Origin of the sequence: Nonomuraea sp. NPDC005983 (assembly GCF_040614375.1) — a bacterium.
Lineage (GTDB): Bacteria > Actinomycetota > Actinomycetes > Streptosporangiales > Streptosporangiaceae > Nonomuraea.
Map to the genome: position 1 here is coordinate 112927 of NZ_JBEXUP010000002.1, position 16984 is coordinate 129910.

General features: G+C 68.9%; 19 protein-coding genes. 7 read left to right on the forward strand and 12 right to left on the reverse strand.

The window, feature by feature from the left end:
- Positions 1–47: 47 nt before the first annotated feature.
- Positions 48–905, reverse strand: coding sequence for an ABC transporter substrate-binding protein (locus tag ABZ297_RS02000; RefSeq protein ID WP_355337869.1), 858 nt, complete (start codon positions 903–905; stop codon positions 48–50).
- 336 nt (positions 906–1241) lie between these two features.
- Here ABZ297_RS02000 and ABZ297_RS02005 point away from each other — a divergent pair, with 336 nt between their 5' ends.
- Positions 1242–2189 (forward strand): TauD/TfdA family dioxygenase, encoded by a 948-nt coding sequence (locus ABZ297_RS02005; protein ID WP_355337872.1) that lies wholly within the window; start codon positions 1242–1244, stop codon positions 2187–2189.
- Positions 2190–2279: 90 nt separating this feature from the next.
- Here ABZ297_RS02005 and rplI read toward each other — a convergent pair whose 3' ends face one another.
- The 4 genes from rplI to rpsF form a co-directional block, all read right to left on the reverse strand.
- Entirely contained in the window at positions 2280–2726 is a 447-nt protein-coding gene (gene rplI / locus ABZ297_RS02010) for a 50S ribosomal protein L9 (protein WP_355337875.1), read from the reverse strand.
- Between the two features lie 15 nt (positions 2727–2741).
- On the reverse strand, positions 2742–2978 hold the full coding sequence (rpsR, locus tag ABZ297_RS02015) for a 30S ribosomal protein S18 (protein WP_020543048.1): 237 nt from the start codon (positions 2976–2978) through the stop codon (positions 2742–2744).
- 62 nt (positions 2979–3040) lie between these two features.
- Complete coding sequence (locus ABZ297_RS02020) at positions 3041–3592, reverse strand: single-stranded DNA-binding protein (RefSeq protein WP_355337879.1); 552 nt, start codon at positions 3590–3592, stop codon at positions 3041–3043.
- Between the two features lie 88 nt (positions 3593–3680).
- Positions 3681–3971 (reverse strand): 30S ribosomal protein S6, encoded by a 291-nt coding sequence (gene rpsF / locus ABZ297_RS02025; protein ID WP_355337881.1) that lies wholly within the window; start codon positions 3969–3971, stop codon positions 3681–3683.
- A gap of 189 nt (positions 3972–4160) precedes the next feature.
- Here rpsF and ABZ297_RS02030 point away from each other — a divergent pair, with 189 nt between their 5' ends.
- Positions 4161–4472, forward strand: a complete 312-nt coding sequence (locus ABZ297_RS02030; protein ID WP_350813449.1) for a hypothetical protein — start codon at positions 4161–4163, stop codon at positions 4470–4472.
- A 51-nt stretch (positions 4473–4523) separates the two neighbouring features.
- Here ABZ297_RS02030 and ABZ297_RS02035 read toward each other — a convergent pair whose 3' ends face one another.
- Entirely contained in the window at positions 4524–4697 is a 174-nt protein-coding gene (locus ABZ297_RS02035; protein ID WP_355337884.1) for a hypothetical protein, read from the reverse strand.
- Between the two features lie 73 nt (positions 4698–4770).
- Between ABZ297_RS02035 and ABZ297_RS02040 the strand changes: the two genes are divergently transcribed.
- Positions 4771–5514, forward strand: a complete 744-nt coding sequence (locus ABZ297_RS02040; protein WP_355337887.1) for a deoxyribonuclease IV — start codon at positions 4771–4773, stop codon at positions 5512–5514.
- A 67-nt stretch (positions 5515–5581) separates the two neighbouring features.
- On the opposite strand, the gene ABZ297_RS02045 is transcribed toward ABZ297_RS02040, so the two are convergent.
- From ABZ297_RS02045 to ABZ297_RS02060, 4 genes are all read right to left on the reverse strand, one after another.
- Positions 5582–6646 (reverse strand): mannosyltransferase family protein, encoded by a 1065-nt coding sequence (locus ABZ297_RS02045; RefSeq protein ID WP_355337890.1) that lies wholly within the window; start codon positions 6644–6646, stop codon positions 5582–5584.
- Positions 6643–7968 (reverse strand): glycosyltransferase 87 family protein, encoded by a 1326-nt coding sequence (locus ABZ297_RS02050; protein ID WP_355337893.1) that lies wholly within the window; start codon positions 7966–7968, stop codon positions 6643–6645. The genes ABZ297_RS02045 and ABZ297_RS02050 overlap by 4 nt, the downstream gene beginning before the upstream one ends.
- Positions 7965–10496 carry a transglycosylase domain-containing protein gene (locus ABZ297_RS02055; RefSeq protein ID WP_355337896.1) on the reverse strand — a complete coding sequence of 844 codons (2532 nt, stop codon included), beginning with the start codon at positions 10494–10496 and terminating at the stop codon, positions 7965–7967. Before ABZ297_RS02055 ends, ABZ297_RS02050 begins: the two co-directional genes overlap by 4 nt.
- Before the next feature lie 227 nt (positions 10497–10723).
- Positions 10724–11110 (reverse strand): DUF5318 family protein, encoded by a 387-nt coding sequence (locus ABZ297_RS02060; RefSeq protein ID WP_355337899.1) that lies wholly within the window; start codon positions 11108–11110, stop codon positions 10724–10726.
- Between the two features lie 134 nt (positions 11111–11244).
- Between ABZ297_RS02060 and ABZ297_RS02065 the strand changes: the two genes are divergently transcribed.
- Both ABZ297_RS02065 and ABZ297_RS02070 read left to right on the forward strand, forming a co-directional pair.
- Positions 11245–11829, forward strand: coding sequence for a PadR family transcriptional regulator (locus ABZ297_RS02065; protein WP_355337902.1), 585 nt, complete (start codon positions 11245–11247; stop codon positions 11827–11829).
- Positions 11830–11842: 13 nt separating this feature from the next.
- Positions 11843–12922, forward strand: coding sequence for an inositol-3-phosphate synthase (locus tag ABZ297_RS02070; protein ID WP_355337905.1), 1080 nt, complete (start codon positions 11843–11845; stop codon positions 12920–12922).
- Between the two features lie 24 nt (positions 12923–12946).
- On the opposite strand, the gene idi is transcribed toward ABZ297_RS02070, so the two are convergent.
- Positions 12947–13531, reverse strand: coding sequence for an isopentenyl-diphosphate Delta-isomerase (gene idi / locus ABZ297_RS02075; RefSeq protein WP_355337908.1), 585 nt, complete (start codon positions 13529–13531; stop codon positions 12947–12949).
- 86 nt (positions 13532–13617) lie between these two features.
- Here idi and ABZ297_RS02080 point away from each other — a divergent pair, with 86 nt between their 5' ends.
- Positions 13618–14904, forward strand: a complete 1287-nt coding sequence (locus tag ABZ297_RS02080) for an MFS transporter (RefSeq protein ID WP_355337911.1) — start codon at positions 13618–13620, stop codon at positions 14902–14904.
- 2 nt (positions 14905–14906) lie between these two features.
- Here ABZ297_RS02080 and ABZ297_RS02085 read toward each other — a convergent pair whose 3' ends face one another.
- A complete protein-coding gene (locus ABZ297_RS02085; RefSeq protein ID WP_355338109.1) occupies positions 14907–16304 on the reverse strand; it encodes a CCA tRNA nucleotidyltransferase in 1398 nt (465 codons plus the stop codon).
- 146 nt (positions 16305–16450) lie between these two features.
- Between ABZ297_RS02085 and ABZ297_RS02090 the strand changes: the two genes are divergently transcribed.
- Positions 16451–16975: a YbaK/EbsC family protein gene (locus ABZ297_RS02090; RefSeq protein ID WP_355337914.1), complete on the forward strand. Its 525-nt coding sequence runs from the start codon at positions 16451–16453 to the stop codon at positions 16973–16975.
- Positions 16976–16984: the final 9 nt, after the last annotated feature.

Consider the following 16984-nt stretch of genomic DNA (forward strand, 5'->3'; position numbering starts at 1 on the left):
GTCCCCGGACGGCAAGCGGCCACGCCCCTCGCTCGGGGCCCGCATGGTCACGTCAGTTCCGGCGCGCCGGCGGCCGCACCGAGCCACTGCTGCTCGATCTTGGCCAGGTCGCCCTTCGACTTCAGCGTGTCGACGGCCTTGTCCAGGCAGCTCTTCAGCGGGCTGCCCTTCCCCAAGACCATGCCGAACTCCTCGGGCGCGGCACCCGTCGCACTGAACTGGCCGACGATCTTCGACTTCTCGATCTGCGCGGCCGTCACGTAGAACGCCGTCGGCAGGTCCACGACCAACGCCTCGACCTGCTTGTTCTTCAGCGCGTTGACCGCGTCGATCTGCTCGTTGTAGACGTTCGGGTCGGCGGCGGGCTTGATGACGTCCTTGACCGCGCTGAACGACGTGGTGCCGACCTGCACGCCGATCTTCGCGTCCTTCAGCTCGGCCAGGCTCTTCGCGGCGGCATACTTGCTGCCGTCGATGGCGACGATCGCCTGCTTGACCGTGTAGTAGCCCTTGCTGAAGTCGACGGCCTTGGCCCGCTCCGGGGTGATCGAGACCTGGTTGACGTCGAAGTCGAACTGCTTCTCACCGGGGGCGAAGGCCGAGTCGAACTTGACCGTGCTCCACTGCACCTCGGTGCGGTCGAAGCCGAGCTCCCCGGCCACGGCGAACGCCACCGCGCTCTCGAAGCCCTGGCCGTTGTTCGGGTCGTTGTCCTTGAACCACGGCTCGTAGGCGGGCTTGTCGGTGCCGATCGTCAGCTTGCCCGCGTTGACGAGCTTGAGCTGGTCCTTGCTGCACGAGGTGGGCGTCGTCGGGCCGGCCGTGGCCGTGTTGTCGGCGGGCGCGCAGGCGACGGCCGCCACCGCGAGCGCGCCGAGCGCGAGCAACATAGAGGGACGGACCATGGCGGGGCCTCCAGGGGAGAACGCGGGGAAGAACGAGCAAATTCTACGACGTCCGAATAGGGATATATGTCCCCCCACCTGCTGAGACGATGACCTTCGCCCCGCGGCGAAGCCGTCCCTCCACGAGCGAAGCGAGGCCGCCCTCCACCGCAAGCCCCTGAGACGACCGCCTTCGCCCGCGGCGAAGCCGTTCCGCCATGAGCGATGCAGGGCTCTCCGCCGCAGGCGACGCAGGCACTCTGAGAGGAAACCGTGATCTCCGGCCCCCACGAGACGGCGGCGGGAGCGCTCGGCGGTGACGTACGGCCGTGAAGGCCCGACTGGTGAGGTGGTGGCATGGTGGCGATCACACAGGTGCACAGCCCGTCCGACTGGCGGGGTGGCGAGATCGGCGGCAGTTCGGAGTGGCGGCTCCCGCTCGGCGAGGCCCACCGGGCCGAGTTGCTCGCCGCGGTCGGCGCCGTGGAGGCGGCGGACCTGCCACTCACCCGGATCTCACCCGAGACCTTCGCGCTGCCGACGCTCGGCCCCGTCCTCCGGCGGCTCACCGGCGAACTCATGGACGGTCGCGGCTTCTGCCTGGTCGAAGGCGTGCCCGTCGACGGGATGAGCGAGCGCCAGTGCGAGATCGCCGCCCTCGGCATCGGCTGCCACGTCGGCGGCATCGTCACGCAGGGCCCTGGCGAGACTCCGCTCCGGCACGTGCGCGACGTGGGTGTCGACCCGTCGGAGCCGACGAGCCGCAGCTACCAGCACAGCAGGCGGCTCGGCTACCACACCGACCCCACCGACGTCGTCGCCCTCCTGTGCGTGCGGCCGGCGAAGTTCGGTGGCCTCAGCACCATCGTCAGCTCGACCGCCGTGCACAACGAGATCGTCCGCACTCGCCCCGATCTGGCCGAGGTGCTGTACGAGCCGTGGTGGTTCGACCGGCGCACCGGAGACGGCCCTGACAGCTTCTACACCAGGCCGGTCTACACCGTTCACGACGGGAGGATGGCCGCGAACTACGGCCCCGACTACATGCGCTCGGCGCAGCGCGGCGCCCACGTGCCACCGTTCACCCCGGCGCAACTGGAGGCGATGGACGTCATCGACACGCTCAACAACGACCCGCGCTTCGCACTGACCATGGACCTGCGCGCGGGCGACATGCAGTTCCTCAACAACCACGCCGTCATGCACAGCCGCACCGCCTACGAGGACCACCCCGAGCAGGAGCGCCGCCGCGACCTCATCCGCCTGTGGCTGACCACCGAAAGCCCCAGGAACACGCCCTCCTGACAGCAGAACGCGGCCCCTCTCCGAGGAGAGGAGCCGCGTACAGGCTGAGCCGTCACCCTCCGGAGAGGGCGACGGCGTGCAGGCTGATCGTCAGCCGGCGACGACCTCGACGTCGACGGACGCCGAGACCTCGGGGTGCAGCTTGACGCTGACCTTGTGGCTGCCGACGCTCTTGATCGGGTTGACGATCTCGATGCGGCGACGGTCGAGCACCGGGCCGCCGGCGGCCTTGACGGCCTCGGCGATGTCGCCCGTGGTGATCGAGCCGAACAGGCGGCCGGCGTCGCCGGCGCGGGTGGTCAGCCGGACGCGCAGGGCGCCGAGCTGGCCCGCGACCTCCTTGGCGGTGCCAAGGTCGCGGATCTCGCGGGCGTCACGAGCCTTCTTGATGGACTCGATCTGCTTCTCCGCGCCGCGCGTCCAGCGCATCGCGAAGCCGCGCGGGATGAGGTAGTTACGGCCGTAGCCGTCCTTGACCTCGACGACGTCGCCAGGGGCGCCGAGGCCGGAGACCTCGTTGGTGAGGATGAGCTTCATATCGACAGTCCTCCCTTAGCGCGCGGTGCTCGTGTAAGGCAGCAGAGCCACCTCACGGGCGTTCTTGATCGCGGTCGCTACGTCACGCTGGTGCTGGGTGCAGTTGCCCGTCACCCGACGCGCACGGATCTTGCCGCGGTCGGAGATGAACTTCCGCAGCAGCGCAGTGTCCTTGTAGTCGACGTAGGAGATCTTGTCGTGGCAGAACAGGCAAACCTTCTTCTTGGGCTTGCGCAGTGCCGGCTTGGCCATCGTGGTGCTCCTTTCAGAGCCCCGCCGTCAAGCGGGAATGGACTCGGGCTGATGAACTGGGATTAGAAAGGCGGTTCGTCGCTGAAGTCGCCGCCGCCGCCGAAGCCGCCGCCCTGCTGGCCGCCGCCCTGCTGGAAGCCGCCGCCACCGCCGCCGAAGCCACCACCCTGAGGCGGGGCGGGCGAGGCAGAGGCCCAGGGGTCGTCGGCCGGGCCGCCGCCGAAGCCGCCGCCGCCGCCACCCTGACGGGAGGTGCGGTTGACCTTGGCGGTGGCGTTACGCAGAGACGGGCCGACCTCGTCGACCTCGACCTCGTAGACGGTGCGCTTCTCGCCTTCCTTGGTCTCGTAGGACCGCTGCTTGAGCCGCCCCTGCACGATGACCCGCATGCCGCGCTGGAGGCTCTCGGCGGCGTTCTCCGCCGCCTGCCTCCACACGTTGCAGGTCAGGAAGAGGCTTTCGCCGTCCTTCCACTCGTTGGTCTGTCGATCCATGAACCGCGGAGTGGAAGCGATGCGGAATCGAGCCACCGCTTGCCCCGTCGGGGTGAAGCGCAGCTCCGGGTCGTCGACAAGGTTGCCGACGATGGTGATTACGGTGTCGCCTGCTGCCATGGCTAGCGCTCGCCTTCCTGCACGCCTTCGCTTGGGTTACGGCTCAGATTACGGCTGCCGCCCGACAAAAAGCCGGGCAACGAGCTGCTTAGTGCACGTCGGGGCGGATGACCTTGGTACGCAGGATCCCCTCGTTGAGGTTCATCTGCCGGTCGAGCTCCTTGACCGTCGCGGGCTCCGCGGACAGGTCGATGACGGCGTAGATGCCTTCGGACTTCTTGTCGATGTCGTAGGCGAGACGGCGACGGCCCCAGACGTCGACCTTCTCCACGGTGCCGCCGTCGGTGCGGACCACGGTGAGGAACTGGTCGAGGGACGGCGCCACAGTGCGCTCATCGAGCGAAGGGTCCAGGATGACCATTACTTCGTAACGACGCATGCGGGACTCCAACCTCCTCTGGACTCTTGCGGTCACGGCGCTCTGCCGTGACAGGAGGACGCTGACGTTCAGCCCCGGCGCCCCTTTCGGCGCCCAGGGGTGATGGGGCACCCATCACAACGCAGCGCTGACCAGGTTACCAGCCCCCCGCAGGTGGGAAGGCCTTTAAGGAATAAGGGGGTGGTGAATATGCCACACTTGCTCCAGCCCTCCAAGAGCGAGCGGTTCCGCCTCACGTTGAACTCCGACGGGCAGTCGCACCCGATCGAGAACCTCATGGCGATCAGCACCCTGGTGTGCGGGCTCGTGGCGTTCGTCGCGACGTTCTTCCCCGGCGGTCACGTCGTCTCGTCGTGGTTCGGCACGCTCGGCTTCGGGATGGGGCTCTACTCGCAGTACATCTCCGTGACCACGCCGCAGCGCTCGCTGAACATCGTCGGGGTGGTGGCGTCCTTCGTCGGTGTCGCGCTCGGCATCGCCCGCGGCGGCTTCCTCCCGTAGTTCGCCTGACCAGAGCGACGGCCCCGGCGCACGGGGCCGTCCTGTTATCTGTCACCCTCCGATGCGCAGGTCCACGCCCAGCAGGACGAGGAACCACAGGAAGACGGCGAGCAGGGCTTGGGCGATGTCCCTGAGAACTCCCGGTGTGATGTAGTGGTGCGCCCAGGCCACGTAGATGCCTACCAGAACCCAGATCAGAAGGATCAGGGAGCGCCAGCGGGCCATGTCGTTCTCCTCGGGTAGGGGGCGCTTGGCGGCTGCCCTGCCGCGGTTCGGTCAAACGGATAGGCTCGTTGACATGGTGCGCATCGGAGCTCACGTCAGTCAGGACGATCCCGCGGCCCACGCCGCCGCGGTCGGGGCCGAGGTGGTGCAGTTCTTCCTCGGCGACCCGCAGGGCTACAAGGCGCCGGTGCTCCCGGAGCGGCCGGTGGAGGGCGTCGACGTCTACATCCACGCGCCGTACCTGGTGAACGTGGCGACGACCAACAACCGCATCCGCATCCCGAGCCGCAAACTGCTGTCCCAGCACCTCGAGGCCGCCGCGGGGCTCGGCGCCAAGGGGCTGATCGTGCACGGCGGGCACGTCAACAAGAGCGACGATCCACAGGCCGGGTTCGACAACTGGCGCAAGGTGTTCGAGCGCATGGAGAGCCCGATCCCCGTCCTGATCGAGAACACGGCGGGCGGCGACAACGCGATGGCGCGCAAGCTTGAGCGGATCGCCCGGCTCTGGGACGCCCTCGACGGCTTCGACGTGGGCTTCTGTCTCGACACCTGCCACGCGCACGCGGGCGGCGAGGAGCTGGTCGACCTGGTCGACCGGGTGAAGGCGATCACCGGCCGGATCGACCTGGTGCACTGCAACGACTCGCGCGACGACTTCGACTCGGGCGCCGACCGGCACACCAACCTCGGCCAGGGGAAGATCGATCCGGAGCTGATCCTGGCGGTGTGCCGGGCGGCCGGAGCGCCGATCGTGGTGGAGACCCCGGCGGAGGGCCAGGCCGAGGACATCGCGTTCCTCAGGAAGAACCTCTAGGGAAAACACACAGGCTGTGGATAACTTCCCTGGATTACGCAGCCGCACGAGTGGGTAGACAGGATGGTCACCCCGCCCAGGCGCCGCTCAGGAAGCGGGCCGCGTCCAGCACCATGAGGGGCCCCGCGAGCAGGGCGTAGACCACGATCACCCAGCGTCTGGCGGTCGCGAGCCTGGCGAGCGCCACCCAGAGCGGGAACCACAGCAGCAGCGAGCGCGGGATCGACAGGTAGTAGGCGGAGGTCATCAGCGCCCCCGCCTGCAGCCCCGTGTAGACCAGCTCGCTCCACCTGCGCTGTAAGAGCAGCCAGGCGAGGGCCGCCAGGGCGATGACGGCTCCGGCGATCTCCATGCGGAAGGCGACGGCGAAGTCGTCCGTGCCCATCGCCGACTGCCAGGTGGTGCGCCACGCCTCCCACGGCCACACCATCTCCCTGCCCCAGCCGGCCTCCTGGGCGTGCTTCCAGGCCAGCCAGTCGCCCGAGCGGGTGAAGTGGTAGTACGAGTACGCGACCAGCGGCGCGAACGGCACCGCCAGCCACCCCGCCCTCCTCGCCGGAGCTTCGCCGGCGACGAACTCCACCAGCAGGGCGACCGCGAGGAAGAGCCCGGTGATCCTGACACAGGAGGCGCCTGCGGCCAGCGCCGCCGCGAGCGGCCAGCGCCCCTGCCGGGCGGCGAGCCAGGCCGGGATCGCGAACGCCAGGAACAGCGACTCGCTGTAGCCGGCCATCAGGAACACGGCCGTCGGGAAGAGCAGCAGCCCCAGCACGGCGATCCAGCCCGAGGCGCCCTCGAACTCCGCCAGCCTGGCCAGCGCGACCATCGCCACCGCGCCCGCCACGAGCGAGACGAGCAGCCCGCTCGCCGTCCAGTCGGGCACCACGAGGTGGGTCAGGCGCAGCAGCAGCGGCAGGCCGGGGAAGAACGCGGGCAGACCGGTGTCCGCCGGCTTGTTCGGGTCGCCGTCGTAGCCGTGCTGGGCGATGGTGACGAACAGCCCGGCGTCCCACTGCCGCCACCTGTTCAGGTACTCGTGGAACGTCACGCCGAGCAGCGTCGCCAGCACCAGCCCGGCACGCGAGCCCAGCCAGAGCAGCAGCGCGTCGCGCCTGGCCGAGCCCGTGATCATCGATGGCCGGGCAGCAACGTGAACCGGTCGGGCGCTCCGGCGAACACGCCGTCGGCCTGGTCGTCGAGGTCCGCCTGCCGCACGACGTCCTTGTCAGGGCGGAGGACGTCGCGGACGACGAAGGCCATCATGATGGCGATCGTGAGGATGCGCCCCCAGACGGCGCTGAAGTAGGTGTCGTCACCGATGCCCAGGTCGGCGCGGCTGAGCGGCGGCTGGGCGAGCAGGTAGAGCCAGATCGCGAAGAAGTACCAGATCTCCGCGAGCTGCCAGAGCGCGAGCGGCTTCCAGTTGGGCCTGGCCAGCACGGCGAAGGGCACCAGCCAGAGCACGAACTGCGGCGACCACACCTTGTTCGTCATCATGAACGCGGCCAGCGCCAGGAAGCAGATCTGCGCCAGCCGCGGCCTGCGCGGGGCGGCCAGCGTGAGCACCGCGATGCCCAGGCAGAGCACGGCCAGCGAGGCCATGCCCAGCTTGCTGGGGTCGCCGTCGCCCAGGACCGGCCAGCCCTTGTTCTGGAAGAACAGCCACGGCGAGCCCCAGTCGACGCCGCGTTCCTGGGAGAACACGTAGAACCTGCGCCAGCCCTCCCAGGCGAACAGCATGAACGGCACGTTGACGGCGAGCCAGGCGGCCGCCGTCGACAGCATCGTGAGGAGGAACGGCCGCCAGCGCGCGGTGCGCAACGCGAGCAGGAAGAGCGCGCCGACGAACATCAGCGGGTAGAACTTGGTGGCGATCGCCAGCCCGAGCAGGACACCCGCGAGCACGTGCCGCTGCCGCTTCCAGGCCAGCAGCACGCCCATCGACAGCGCGCCCGCGACCAGGTCCCAGTTGATGTACGCGGCCAGGATCACCGAGGGGGCGAGCGCGTACCAGAGCGCGTCCCACCGCCTGGTGGGCCCCGCGACCGCGGCCATCAGCAGCACGCCGATCACCAGGCAGATCCCGAGCAGGATCACGGTGAGGTCGAAGAAGAGGACCGCCTGGGCGGCCTCGCCCCGCCCCAGCCAGCGGGCGAGCCAGCTGATCACCTGCATGACCTCGCCGAGCACGACCGGGTACTCGACCTGCTTGTCGAACGGCACGTCCGCGAAGTACGGGTTCTGCGTACCGAGCTGACGGTCGAAGAAGAGCGGGTAGATGTCGGTGTAGCAGAAGTTGGTGTACGTCGAGACCTGGTCGTTCCAGCCTCCGGTGCGGCACGGCAGCCGCACCACGTACGCGAGGGTCGCCCCCAGGGCTGCGAACAGCCCCAGGGGCAGGTACGGCACGGCCCGCGCCATCAGCGGCACGCGGGCCTCCGTGCTGGACGTCACCGCTGCTCGCGCCGGCCCGGCATCGGGCCGGGCGTCACGGTCGGGCGCCCCGAAGCCGGGCCTTCGTCGCCGCGGGCCACCTGACTGTCGTCGCCCGTGGGGATGTTGCCCTGGTCGTCGATCGGGTTGTCGTTCGGGTCGACGGAGACGTTGCCGTCGTCACAGGGCGCGACGAGGCACTCCTGGGTCGGGTCCTGGTTGGGGTCCTCGTTCTGGAACGACGGGTCCTCGGTGGGCTTGATCGTGGGCGTCGGGCTCGGCACGATGTTCTCCGGCTGGCCGAGGTCGACCCTGGTCGGGAACTGCTCGACGGGCTTGCCCTCGTGCGCGGCCAGCATGAACGCCCGCCAGGTCGCGGTGGGCGCGTCGGCGCCCTCGAAGCCCAGCGTCGTCTCGTAGGGCAGGGTGTACGGCTTGTTGATGTTGTACTTCTTGTCCTGCGGCCTGCCCTTGGGGGTGATCGGGCAGTTCGAGTTGATGGGCGGGACGACCGTGTTCTTCTTCGTCTTGCACACCTCGCGGTACATGCCGACCGCGACGGAGTACTGCGGGGTGTAGCCGACGAACCAGGCTTCCTTCTCGTCGTTGTTCGTGCCGGTCTTGCCGGCCGCCGGACGGTTGCCGAGGCCCTTGCCCCGGGCGGTGCCGCTTCTCAGCACCTCCTGCATGGCGACCGTGGCGTCGGCGGCGACGTCGGGATCGACCACCTTCTTAGCGACCAGCTGCTCGGGGTACTTCACCACCTTGTTCTGCCGGACCTCCCGCACCACGTGGTACTTGGTGTACTTGCCGCCGTTGGCGAAGATCGAGTATCCGGACGCCTGCTCCACGGGGGTGACCGGGGCGCTACCGATGGCGAACTGGTAGCTGTGCACGTCGACGTCCTTGTCCATGCGGGTCTCGCTGAACCCGGCCGCCTTGACGAGGTTCTGGACGTCCTCGATCTTGCCTGGCAGGGCGTAGGCCATCGACACGTAGGCGGTGTTGACGGAGTCGGCGGTCGCCTTGATCACGTCGATGGACGCGGCCTCGTTGTGGCTGTTCTTAAACCCGCCCGCCTGCTGGCCCGGCAGCTCCTTGGGCACCGTCTCCCGGCCCGGCACGTAGCTCTTGAGCGAGTACCCGGCCTGCAGCCAGGCCGCCAGGACGTAGGGCTTGAACGCGGACGCGGCCTGCTTGGCCGAGTCGAAGGCCTCGTTCCACGGGTCCTTGAGATAGTCCGTGCCGCCGTAGAACGCGACGACCCGGCCGTTCTTCGGGTCGACTGCGGCGAGACCCGTGTGGAACTCCTTGGACAGGCTCGAGGTCGTGCTCAGCACCGCGGTCTTCGCGGCCAGCATGAGCCTCTTGTCGAAGGTGCTGATGATCTGGTAGCCACCGCTCTTGATCATGTCCTCGGTCAGCCCGCGCCGCTCCTTGAGCTCGTTGAGGACCGCCTTGATCATGTAGCCCTTGAGGCCCCCGTACACGTTGGCGTCGCTGGCCTTCTTGGTCTTGGGGAAGGTGGCCGTGTTCGGAAGCTGGCCGTACTTGTCGGGCCACTGCTCCGACATGTACTTGACGACGGTCTTCCAGCGGTCCTGGAGCGCGGGCGCGTCGGCGTCCCAGGCCGGCGTCTGGATGCGCGCGGCGAGGTAGGCGGCCTGCGACTCGTTCAGCTTCGCCGCGCTGACACCGAAGTACGCCTGCGAGGCGGCCTCGATGCCGTAGGCCCGGCCGAAGTTGACGGTGTTCAGGTAGGTCTTGAGGATGTCCTCCTTGGTCATCTGCTTGTCCAGCTTGACCGCGACGAAGATCTCGTTGATCTTTCGCTTGATGGAGATTTCCTGGCTCAGGCCCTGGAAGTAGTTGCGGGCCATCTGCTGGGTGATCGTCGAGGCGCCCTGCAGCTGCTGACCCGTGGCCGTGCTCCAGAGCGAGCGGACCATGCCCGAGATGGAGATGCCGGAGTCCTCGTAGAACGTCTTGTTCTCGATGGCCACCGCGGCGTCCTTGACGAACTGCGACATCTGGTCGAACTGGACGATCTTCCGCGGCGTGCCGAGGGTGGCGATCTTCTTCTTGCCGTCGCTGTAGTAGATCGTGCTCGACTGCGCCAGCGCTTCGGCCTGGGTCTGGTTCTCGGTGGGCATCGGGGTGTTGGCGTAGGCCACCGCGATCATGCCGAAGATGCCGGCCGCGAGCACGGCCATGGCGACCATGACGATCTTCCAGTTCGGGAGGAAGCGACGCCACTTCGGCTTGTCGCCGCCACCGCCCCTGGTCGGCGGCTCCTCCGGCCCTCCGGGACCGCCGGACCCGCGCCCGCGCGCCCGCCGCGGCCTGTCGGCGATCATGGTCTCCTGGTTGGACTGGCTCCGCGTCTCCCGCTCACCGGCAGCGCGCGAGGCGCGGCGGCCCTGCTGCGGCTCGCGGGGCGCCGCCTCCCTGTACGGCTCACGCGGGCCAGGCTGCGCGGCGCGCCGGGGCGGCTCGTCGTACGACTGCGCGGCAGGCCGAGGCGGCTCGTCATACGACTGCGCGGCCATCGCCCCGGTCTCCTCGTACGCGGCTTCCGGACGGCGAGGCGGCGCCGCACCCCAGGTGGCCTCGCCGGCTTGCGGCGCGGAGGCCTGGGGCACAGAACGGGATGAGTCGGAGCGACGGCGCCTTCCTGGGCGGGCCGTCCCCTCATTCATGCTGCTACTCACACGTCCTCACATCGTCGTCGGATTGCACGGCGGGTCAGGCGTGAAGCTCCTCGCCGCTATCTGTCTCAGGGTTGGCCGACGAGGCCCGGCGGCCCGTTGCCGAGGACGAACGTGACCGTCAGGTGGTTCCAGGAACAACCTTGGCAGACCTCGACGACGTACACCCGGAACTCGTCGTAATCATGGGCCATCTCGGCGAGTTCTGCTGCTCCCTTTGCCTGACCGGCATGTCGCCCCAGCGAATCCCCATAGACGTAGGTCACGTCGATGACGTTCTCCCTCTCGCATACCGGGCAGGGGCGTTCGGTCGGCTCACCGAAGGCGCGTGCCGCGCGGAGGAGGTAGGGCTGTGCATCACAGACGTCACCGGGCGACGTCCGCCCGGTGCGCAGAGAGCGGACTACCGCCCGCTTCGCGAGGCTGTAATCCACCACCCTTCTCTGTGACCACATACGCGCCACACTACGGCTTTTTACCGATTCATCCGAACCTCTTGGGAAAGTCGTTGATTGCAGCGATATAGCGAACCGACGTATCCTCAGGATGTATCGGTTCGATACATCGGCGCGAGAGGGGGGCGGTTCGCATGGGCGGCGGACAGGGCAGAGTGCTGGAACTGGCCGTGCTCGGGTCCCTGCACGAGACGCCGCTGCACGGCTATGAGCTGCGCAAACGGCTCAACGCACTGCTGGGCATGTTCCGCGCCTTCTCCTACGGGTCCCTGTATCCGTGCCTGCGCTCGTTGCTGGCACAGGGGCTGATCGCGGAGGAGCAGCCGGCTCCCACCACGATCGTGGGCGGCCGATCGAAGATCGTCTACAAGCTCACCGCCGAGGGCAAGGAGCGGCTCCAGGAGCTGCTCACCCAGGCGGGTCCGTCCGCATGGGAGGACGAGAGCTTCGGCGTCCACTTCGCCTTCTTCAGGCACACGGAGGCCGAGGTGCGCCTGCGCATCCTCGAAGGCCGCCGCAGCCGCCTGGAGGAGCGGCTCGACAGTGTCCGCACCGCTCTCGCCCGCACGCGGGAGCGCCTCGACAGCTACACGCTCGAACTGCAGCGCCACGGCCTGGAGTCGGTCGAGCGCGAGGTGCGGTGGCTGAACGAGTTGATCGCAACAGAGAGACGGGCCTCCGAGGAGCCCGGAAGAGATATCACGTCAACTGATGAGTAAGGGAGCGAGTGCGATGGGTTCGGTTCGCGTGGCCATCGTCGGTGTCGGCAACTGCGCGGCGTCGCTGGTCCAGGGCGTGCACTATTACAGGGACGCCGACCCGGCCACCCGGGTGCCGGGCCTGATGCACGTGAAGTTCGGCGACTACCACGTAGGCGATGTGGAGTTCGTCGCGGCGTTCGACGTCGATGCGAAGAAGGTCGGTCGTGACCTGTCCGAGGCGATCGTCGCCAGCGAGAACAACACGATCAAGATCGCGGATGTGCCTCCGACGGGGGTGACGGTCCAGCGCGGCCACACCTTCGACGGGCTGGGCGAGTACTACCGCGAGATCATCGAGGAGTCCGACGAGCAGCCGGTCGACGTCGTCCAGGTGCTCCGCGACAACCAGGTGGACGTGCTGGTCTCGTACCTGCCGGTGGGCTCGGAGGAGGCCGACCGCTTCTACGCCCAGTGCGCGCTGGACGCCAAGGTGGCCTTCGTCAACGCGCTGCCGGTGTTCATCGCCTCCGACCCGGAGTGGGCGGAGAAGTTCACCGAGGCGGGCGTCCCGATCGTCGGCGACGACATCAAGTCGCAGGTCGGCGCCACCATCACGCACCGCGTGATGGCCAAACTGTTCGAGGACCGCGGGGTCGAGCTGCTGCGCACGTACCAGCTCAACTTCGGCGGCAACATGGACTTCATGAACATGCTGGAGCGTAAGCGCCTCATGTCCAAGAAGATCTCCAAGACGCAGTCCGTCACCTCGCAGATCCCGCACGAGATGGCCAGGGCCGACGTGCACATCGGGCCGTCGGACCACGTGCCGTGGCTCGACGACCGCAAGTGGGCCTACGTCCGGCTGGAGGGCCGCTCCTTCGGCGACACGCCGCTCAACCTCGAGTACAAGCTGGAGGTCTGGGACTCGCCGAACTCCGCCGGCATCATCATCGACGCCGTGCGGGCCGCGAAGATCGCCCTTGACCGGGGCATCGCGGGGCCGATCCTCAGCGCTTCGTCGTACTTCATGAAGTCGCCGCCGGTGCAGTACTCCGACGACGAGGCCCGCGAGTACGTCGAGAAGTTCATCAGGGGCGAGGTCGAGCGCTAACCGCCTCGGCGAGCCGCCGGCCGCTCACACGCGAGCGGCCGGGGGCAGTTCCTCCCGGGGCGCCGGCTCCCACGACAGCGGGTCGGGCCCCAGCTCCTCCAGCAGCGGCACCTGCTCCCTGCACCACGGCGAGACGGCCAGCAGGCCGTTGCGCACGCCGTCGGCGAACTCCTTCCACGGCATCCACCGCGTCTCGCCGACCTCGTCGGGGTTCGGCACCTCCCGCGCGTCGACGACCACCCGGTAGACGGGGCACAGCTCGTGCTCGACGACCCCGTTGGCCATCACCGCGCGGTAGGCGAAGCTCGGCAGCATCAGGTCGACGCGTTCCACGCTCAGCCCGAGCTCGTACGACAGCCTCCTGGTGACCGCCTGCTCGAGCGGCTCGTCGGGAAGCGGGTGGCCGCAGCAGCTGTTGGTCCAGACACTCGGCCAGGTGATCTTGTGGTCGGCGCGCCTGGTGAGCAGCACGCTGCCGTCATGGTCGAAGACGTAGCTCGAGAAGGCCAGGTGAAGCGGCGTCTCGGCGCCGTGCACCGACGTCTTGGGCGCGGTGCCGATTCGGTTCCCGTCGCCATCGACGAGCACCACGTGTTCCTCAGTCGTCACGCTACGAAGCGTACGTGATCATGTTGGGGTTCGGACCCGATTGGCGCACCTACAACGCCAATCCGTGACAGGGCTAGGCTGACCGCGTGTCCTTCGTCGCTGATCTGCGCGTGGTCCTACGGGGCCGTGACTTCCGCCGGTTGTTCGGCACGCGGCTGGTCTCCCAGTTCTCCGACGGGATCTTCCAGTTCGGCGTGACGGGGTTCGCCTTCTTCAGCCCCGAGAAGCAGACCACGGCCCTGCAGGTGGCCGCCGGGCTGGCCGTGCTGTTCCTGCCGTACAGCGTCCTCGGGCCGTTCGTCGGCGTCTTCATCGATCGCTGGTCGCGGCGGCAGATCCTGGTGATCGCCCCCGTCGTGCGGGGCGCGCTGCTGCTCCTCGCCGCCGGGCTGGTCGCGTCCGACGTCCCCGACCCGTGGTTCTACGCGGCTGCGCTCGGCGTGCTCGGCGTGAACCGCTTCTTCCTGGCCGCGCTCGGCGCGTCGCTGCCGCACGTCGTCCCCTCGGACCGGCTGATGGCGGCCAACGCGGTGACGCCCACGTCCGGCACCGTGGTCACGTTCGTCGGGGCCGGGGTGGGGTTCCTGCTGCGCGAGGTGTTCGGCGGCGACGACCTGGGCACCGCGCTGCTGCTCGTCATCTCGGGCGTGGTGTTCGGCCTCAGTGCGCTGATCGCGCGGACGATGGAGCGTTCGCTGCTCGGCCCGTCCTACGCCACGGAGCGGCCGCAGGCCCGCGAGGCCGTGCGGCACGTCCTGGCCGGGCTGGCCGACGGCGCGCGGCACCTCGTCCGCCACCGCACCGCCGCCGCCACGATGGGCGCGATGGCCGCGCACCGGTTCATGTACGGCATGGCGACGGCGCTCGGCATCATCCTGTACCGCTACTACTTCACCGACGGTGACAGCGAGGCGGCGCTGCGCGGGATCAGCATCGTGGTGGCCACGTCCGGGGTCGGCTACTTCCTCGCGGTGCTGATCACCCCGTGGGCCACCGAGCGGTTCACCATCGAGCGCTGGGTGACCATCGCGCTGGCCGCGGCGGGGGTGCTCGCCGCGGCGCTGGTCGCGCCGTTCCAGGAGTGGGGGCTGCCTGTCGCCGGGTTCGTCCTCGGCGTCGCCGGGCAGAGCGTCAAGATCTGCGCCGACACGACCGTGCAGCGCGACGTCGAGGACGTCTATCTCGGCCGCGCCTTCTCCATCTACGACATGCTGTTCAACGGGATGTACGTGCTGGCCGCGGCGCTGTCGGCGGCGATCCTGCCGCCCAACGGCAAGTCGTACGCGGCCGTGGCGATCATCGCGGTCGGCTACCTGCTGGGCGCGCTGGCCTACCGGATGATCACCCTGCGCCGCGTGCCCGCGCCGCGCTGACCTCAGGCGGCGCCGTTCTCGCGGGCCCACTCCATGAGCGCCTCGGTGGCCGCCTCCTTGCCGATCAGGCCCTTGTCGAGACGGAGGTCCAGCAGGAACTTGTACGCGCGGCCGACCAGCGGCCCCGGCCCGACGCCGAGGATCTGCTGGATCTCGTTGCCGTCGAGCTCCGGCCGGATCTTGGCCAGCTCCTCCTCGTCGGCCAGCCTGGCGATGCGCTCCTCCAGCTGGTCGTAGGTGCGCGACAGCGCCGACGCCTTGCGCTTGTTGCGGGTGGTGCAGTCGGCCCTGGTCAGCTTGTGCAGGCGGTCGAGCAGGTGGGCGGCGTCGCGGACGTAGCGGCGGACCGCGCTGTCGGTCCACTCGCCCGTGCCGTAGCCGTGGAAGCGCAGGTGCAGCTCCACCAGCCGCGACACGTCGGCCACGACGTCCTTGGGGAACTTCAGCTCGGTCATCCGCTTCTTGGCGAGCTGCGCGCCGACCACCTCGTGGTGGTGGAAGGAGACGCGCCCGCCCGGCTCGTGCCGGCGGGTCTTGGGCTTGCCGATGTCGTGCAGGAGCGCCGCCCAGCGCAGGATCCGGTCGGGCTTGGCGTCCTCCTCCTGCGCGATGGCCTGCTCGAGGACGGTCAGCGTGTGCTCGTAGACGTCCTTGTGCCGGTGGTGCTCGTCGATCTCCAGGCGCAGCTTGGGCAGCTCGGGCAGGACGTACGCCGCCAGCCCGGTCTCCACCAGCAGGCGCAGCCCCTCGCGCGGGTAGGCGCCGCAGACCAGCTTGTCGAGCTCTTCGCGGATGCGCTCGGCCGAGACGATCTCGATGCGCTCGGCCATCGCGGTCATCGCGGCCACCGCCGCGGCGTCGACGGTGAACCCGAGCTGGGAGGCGAACCGCGCGGCGCGGAGCATGCGCAGCGGGTCGTCGTCGAAGGACCGCTGCGGCGTGCCGGGCGTGCGCAGCCGCTTGGCCGCGAGGTCGGCCAGGCCGCCGTAGGGGTCGACGAACTCGTGGTCGGGCAGCCGCACCGCCATCGCGTTGACCGCGAAGTCGCGCCGCTCCAGGTCGGCCTCGAGAGTCTCGCCGTACATGACCTCGGGCTTGCGCGACTTGGGGTCGTAGGACTCGCTCCGGTACGTGGTGATCTCGATCAGCCAGCCGCCCTTGCGCAGCCCGACCGTGCCGAAGTCGATGCCGATGGTCCAGACGGAGTCGGCCCAGTCTCGGACGATCTCGAGCACCCGCTCCGGACGGGCGTCGGTGGTCAGGTCGAGATCGTTACCGACGCGGCCGAGCAGCATGTCGCGCACCGGGCCTCCGACGAGGGCCAGTTCGTGGCCGTGATCGGCGAACAGCCTGCCGAGCTCGTCGGCTGCCGGGGCGATCTTGCGGAACAGGTCGTTCATGGCCCGCTGCTGGGTTTCGGTCAGATGTGAGTCGGACAAGCTGAGAGGTCCTTCGATTGCGGAACATATCCCCCGAGCCATACGAGGTCCGGGTTACCGTCGGGTCTAAAGCATCGTCGGGGGACATGGAACGAAGGAGCGTGTACATGAAGGACGCCCTCGCGATCCACCGCTGGCTCCTCGCACACCAGGTCCACCATGAGATCGTACGCCTTCCGCGCCCTATGACATGCGCGGAAGAGCTACCGGAGACGATCTCCGCGGCGCCCGCGCGGTGCGTCGCGGTCACGGTGTTCGAGGTCGCCACCAGGGTCGGCCGCGAGGCCGTCGTGGCCGTCGTCTCGACGGTGGCCGACCCGCCGCCCCCCGGAGCGGTGGGCGCACTCCTCGGCGCGCGCAAGGTACGCCCCGCGCCCGCCTTCCTGGTCAACTCGGCTACCGACTACGCGGCCGGGCTGGTCAGCCCGCTGCTGCTCCCCCAGCCGCTGCCCGTGCTGATCGACCGCCGGCTCCGCCCGGACAAGGAACCGATCTTCATGCCCACCGGGGAACGTCACACCGCCCTCACCATGAGCGCGCTCGACCTGCTGACACTCGTGCCGGGCAAGCCGGTCGACCTCCACGCGCCGCGGCCCAGAGGGGCACGCCGAGCGGTCGCGCTTCGGCACTGAACCCGTACG

Bases quoted from the DNA above. Each gene is read 5' to 3' on its own strand.
- ABZ297_RS02035 (WP_355337884.1), bottom strand. From the start codon at position 4,697: ATGGCCCGCTGGCGCTCCCTGATCCTTCTGATCTGGGTTCTGGTAGGC.
- ABZ297_RS02045 (WP_355337890.1), bottom strand. From the start codon at position 6,646: ATGATCACGGGCTCGGCCAGGCGCGACGCGCTGCTGCTCTGGCTGGGC.
- ABZ297_RS02065 (WP_355337902.1), top strand. From the start codon at position 11,245: ATGGGCGGCGGACAGGGCAGAGTGCTGGAACTGGCCGTGCTCGGGTCC.
- ABZ297_RS02090 (WP_355337914.1), top strand. From the start codon at position 16,451: ATGAAGGACGCCCTCGCGATCCACCGCTGGCTCCTCGCACACCAGGTC.
- ABZ297_RS02000 (WP_355337869.1), bottom strand. From the start codon at position 905: ATGGTCCGTCCCTCTATGTTGCTCGCGCTCGGCGCGCTCGCGGTGGCG.
- ABZ297_RS02040 (WP_355337887.1), top strand. From the start codon at position 4,771: ATGGTGCGCATCGGAGCTCACGTCAGTCAGGACGATCCCGCGGCCCAC.
- ABZ297_RS02085 (WP_355338109.1), bottom strand. From the start codon at position 16,304: ATGAACGACCTGTTCCGCAAGATCGCCCCGGCAGCCGACGAGCTCGGC.
- ABZ297_RS02070 (WP_355337905.1), top strand. From the start codon at position 11,843: ATGGGTTCGGTTCGCGTGGCCATCGTCGGTGTCGGCAACTGCGCGGCG.
- ABZ297_RS02055 (WP_355337896.1), bottom strand. From the start codon at position 10,496: ATGGCCGCGCAGTCGTATGACGAGCCGCCTCGGCCTGCCGCGCAGTCG.
- rpsF (WP_355337881.1), bottom strand. From the start codon at position 3,971: ATGCGTCGTTACGAAGTAATGGTCATCCTGGACCCTTCGCTCGATGAG.
- ABZ297_RS02060 (WP_355337899.1), bottom strand. From the start codon at position 11,110: ATGTGGTCACAGAGAAGGGTGGTGGATTACAGCCTCGCGAAGCGGGCG.
- ABZ297_RS02005 (WP_355337872.1), top strand. From the start codon at position 1,242: ATGGTGGCGATCACACAGGTGCACAGCCCGTCCGACTGGCGGGGTGGC.
- ABZ297_RS02020 (WP_355337879.1), bottom strand. From the start codon at position 3,592: ATGGCAGCAGGCGACACCGTAATCACCATCGTCGGCAACCTTGTCGAC.
- rpsR (WP_020543048.1), bottom strand. From the start codon at position 2,978: ATGGCCAAGCCGGCACTGCGCAAGCCCAAGAAGAAGGTTTGCCTGTTC.
- rplI (WP_355337875.1), bottom strand. From the start codon at position 2,726: ATGAAGCTCATCCTCACCAACGAGGTCTCCGGCCTCGGCGCCCCTGGC.
- ABZ297_RS02030 (WP_350813449.1), top strand. From the start codon at position 4,161: ATGCCACACTTGCTCCAGCCCTCCAAGAGCGAGCGGTTCCGCCTCACG.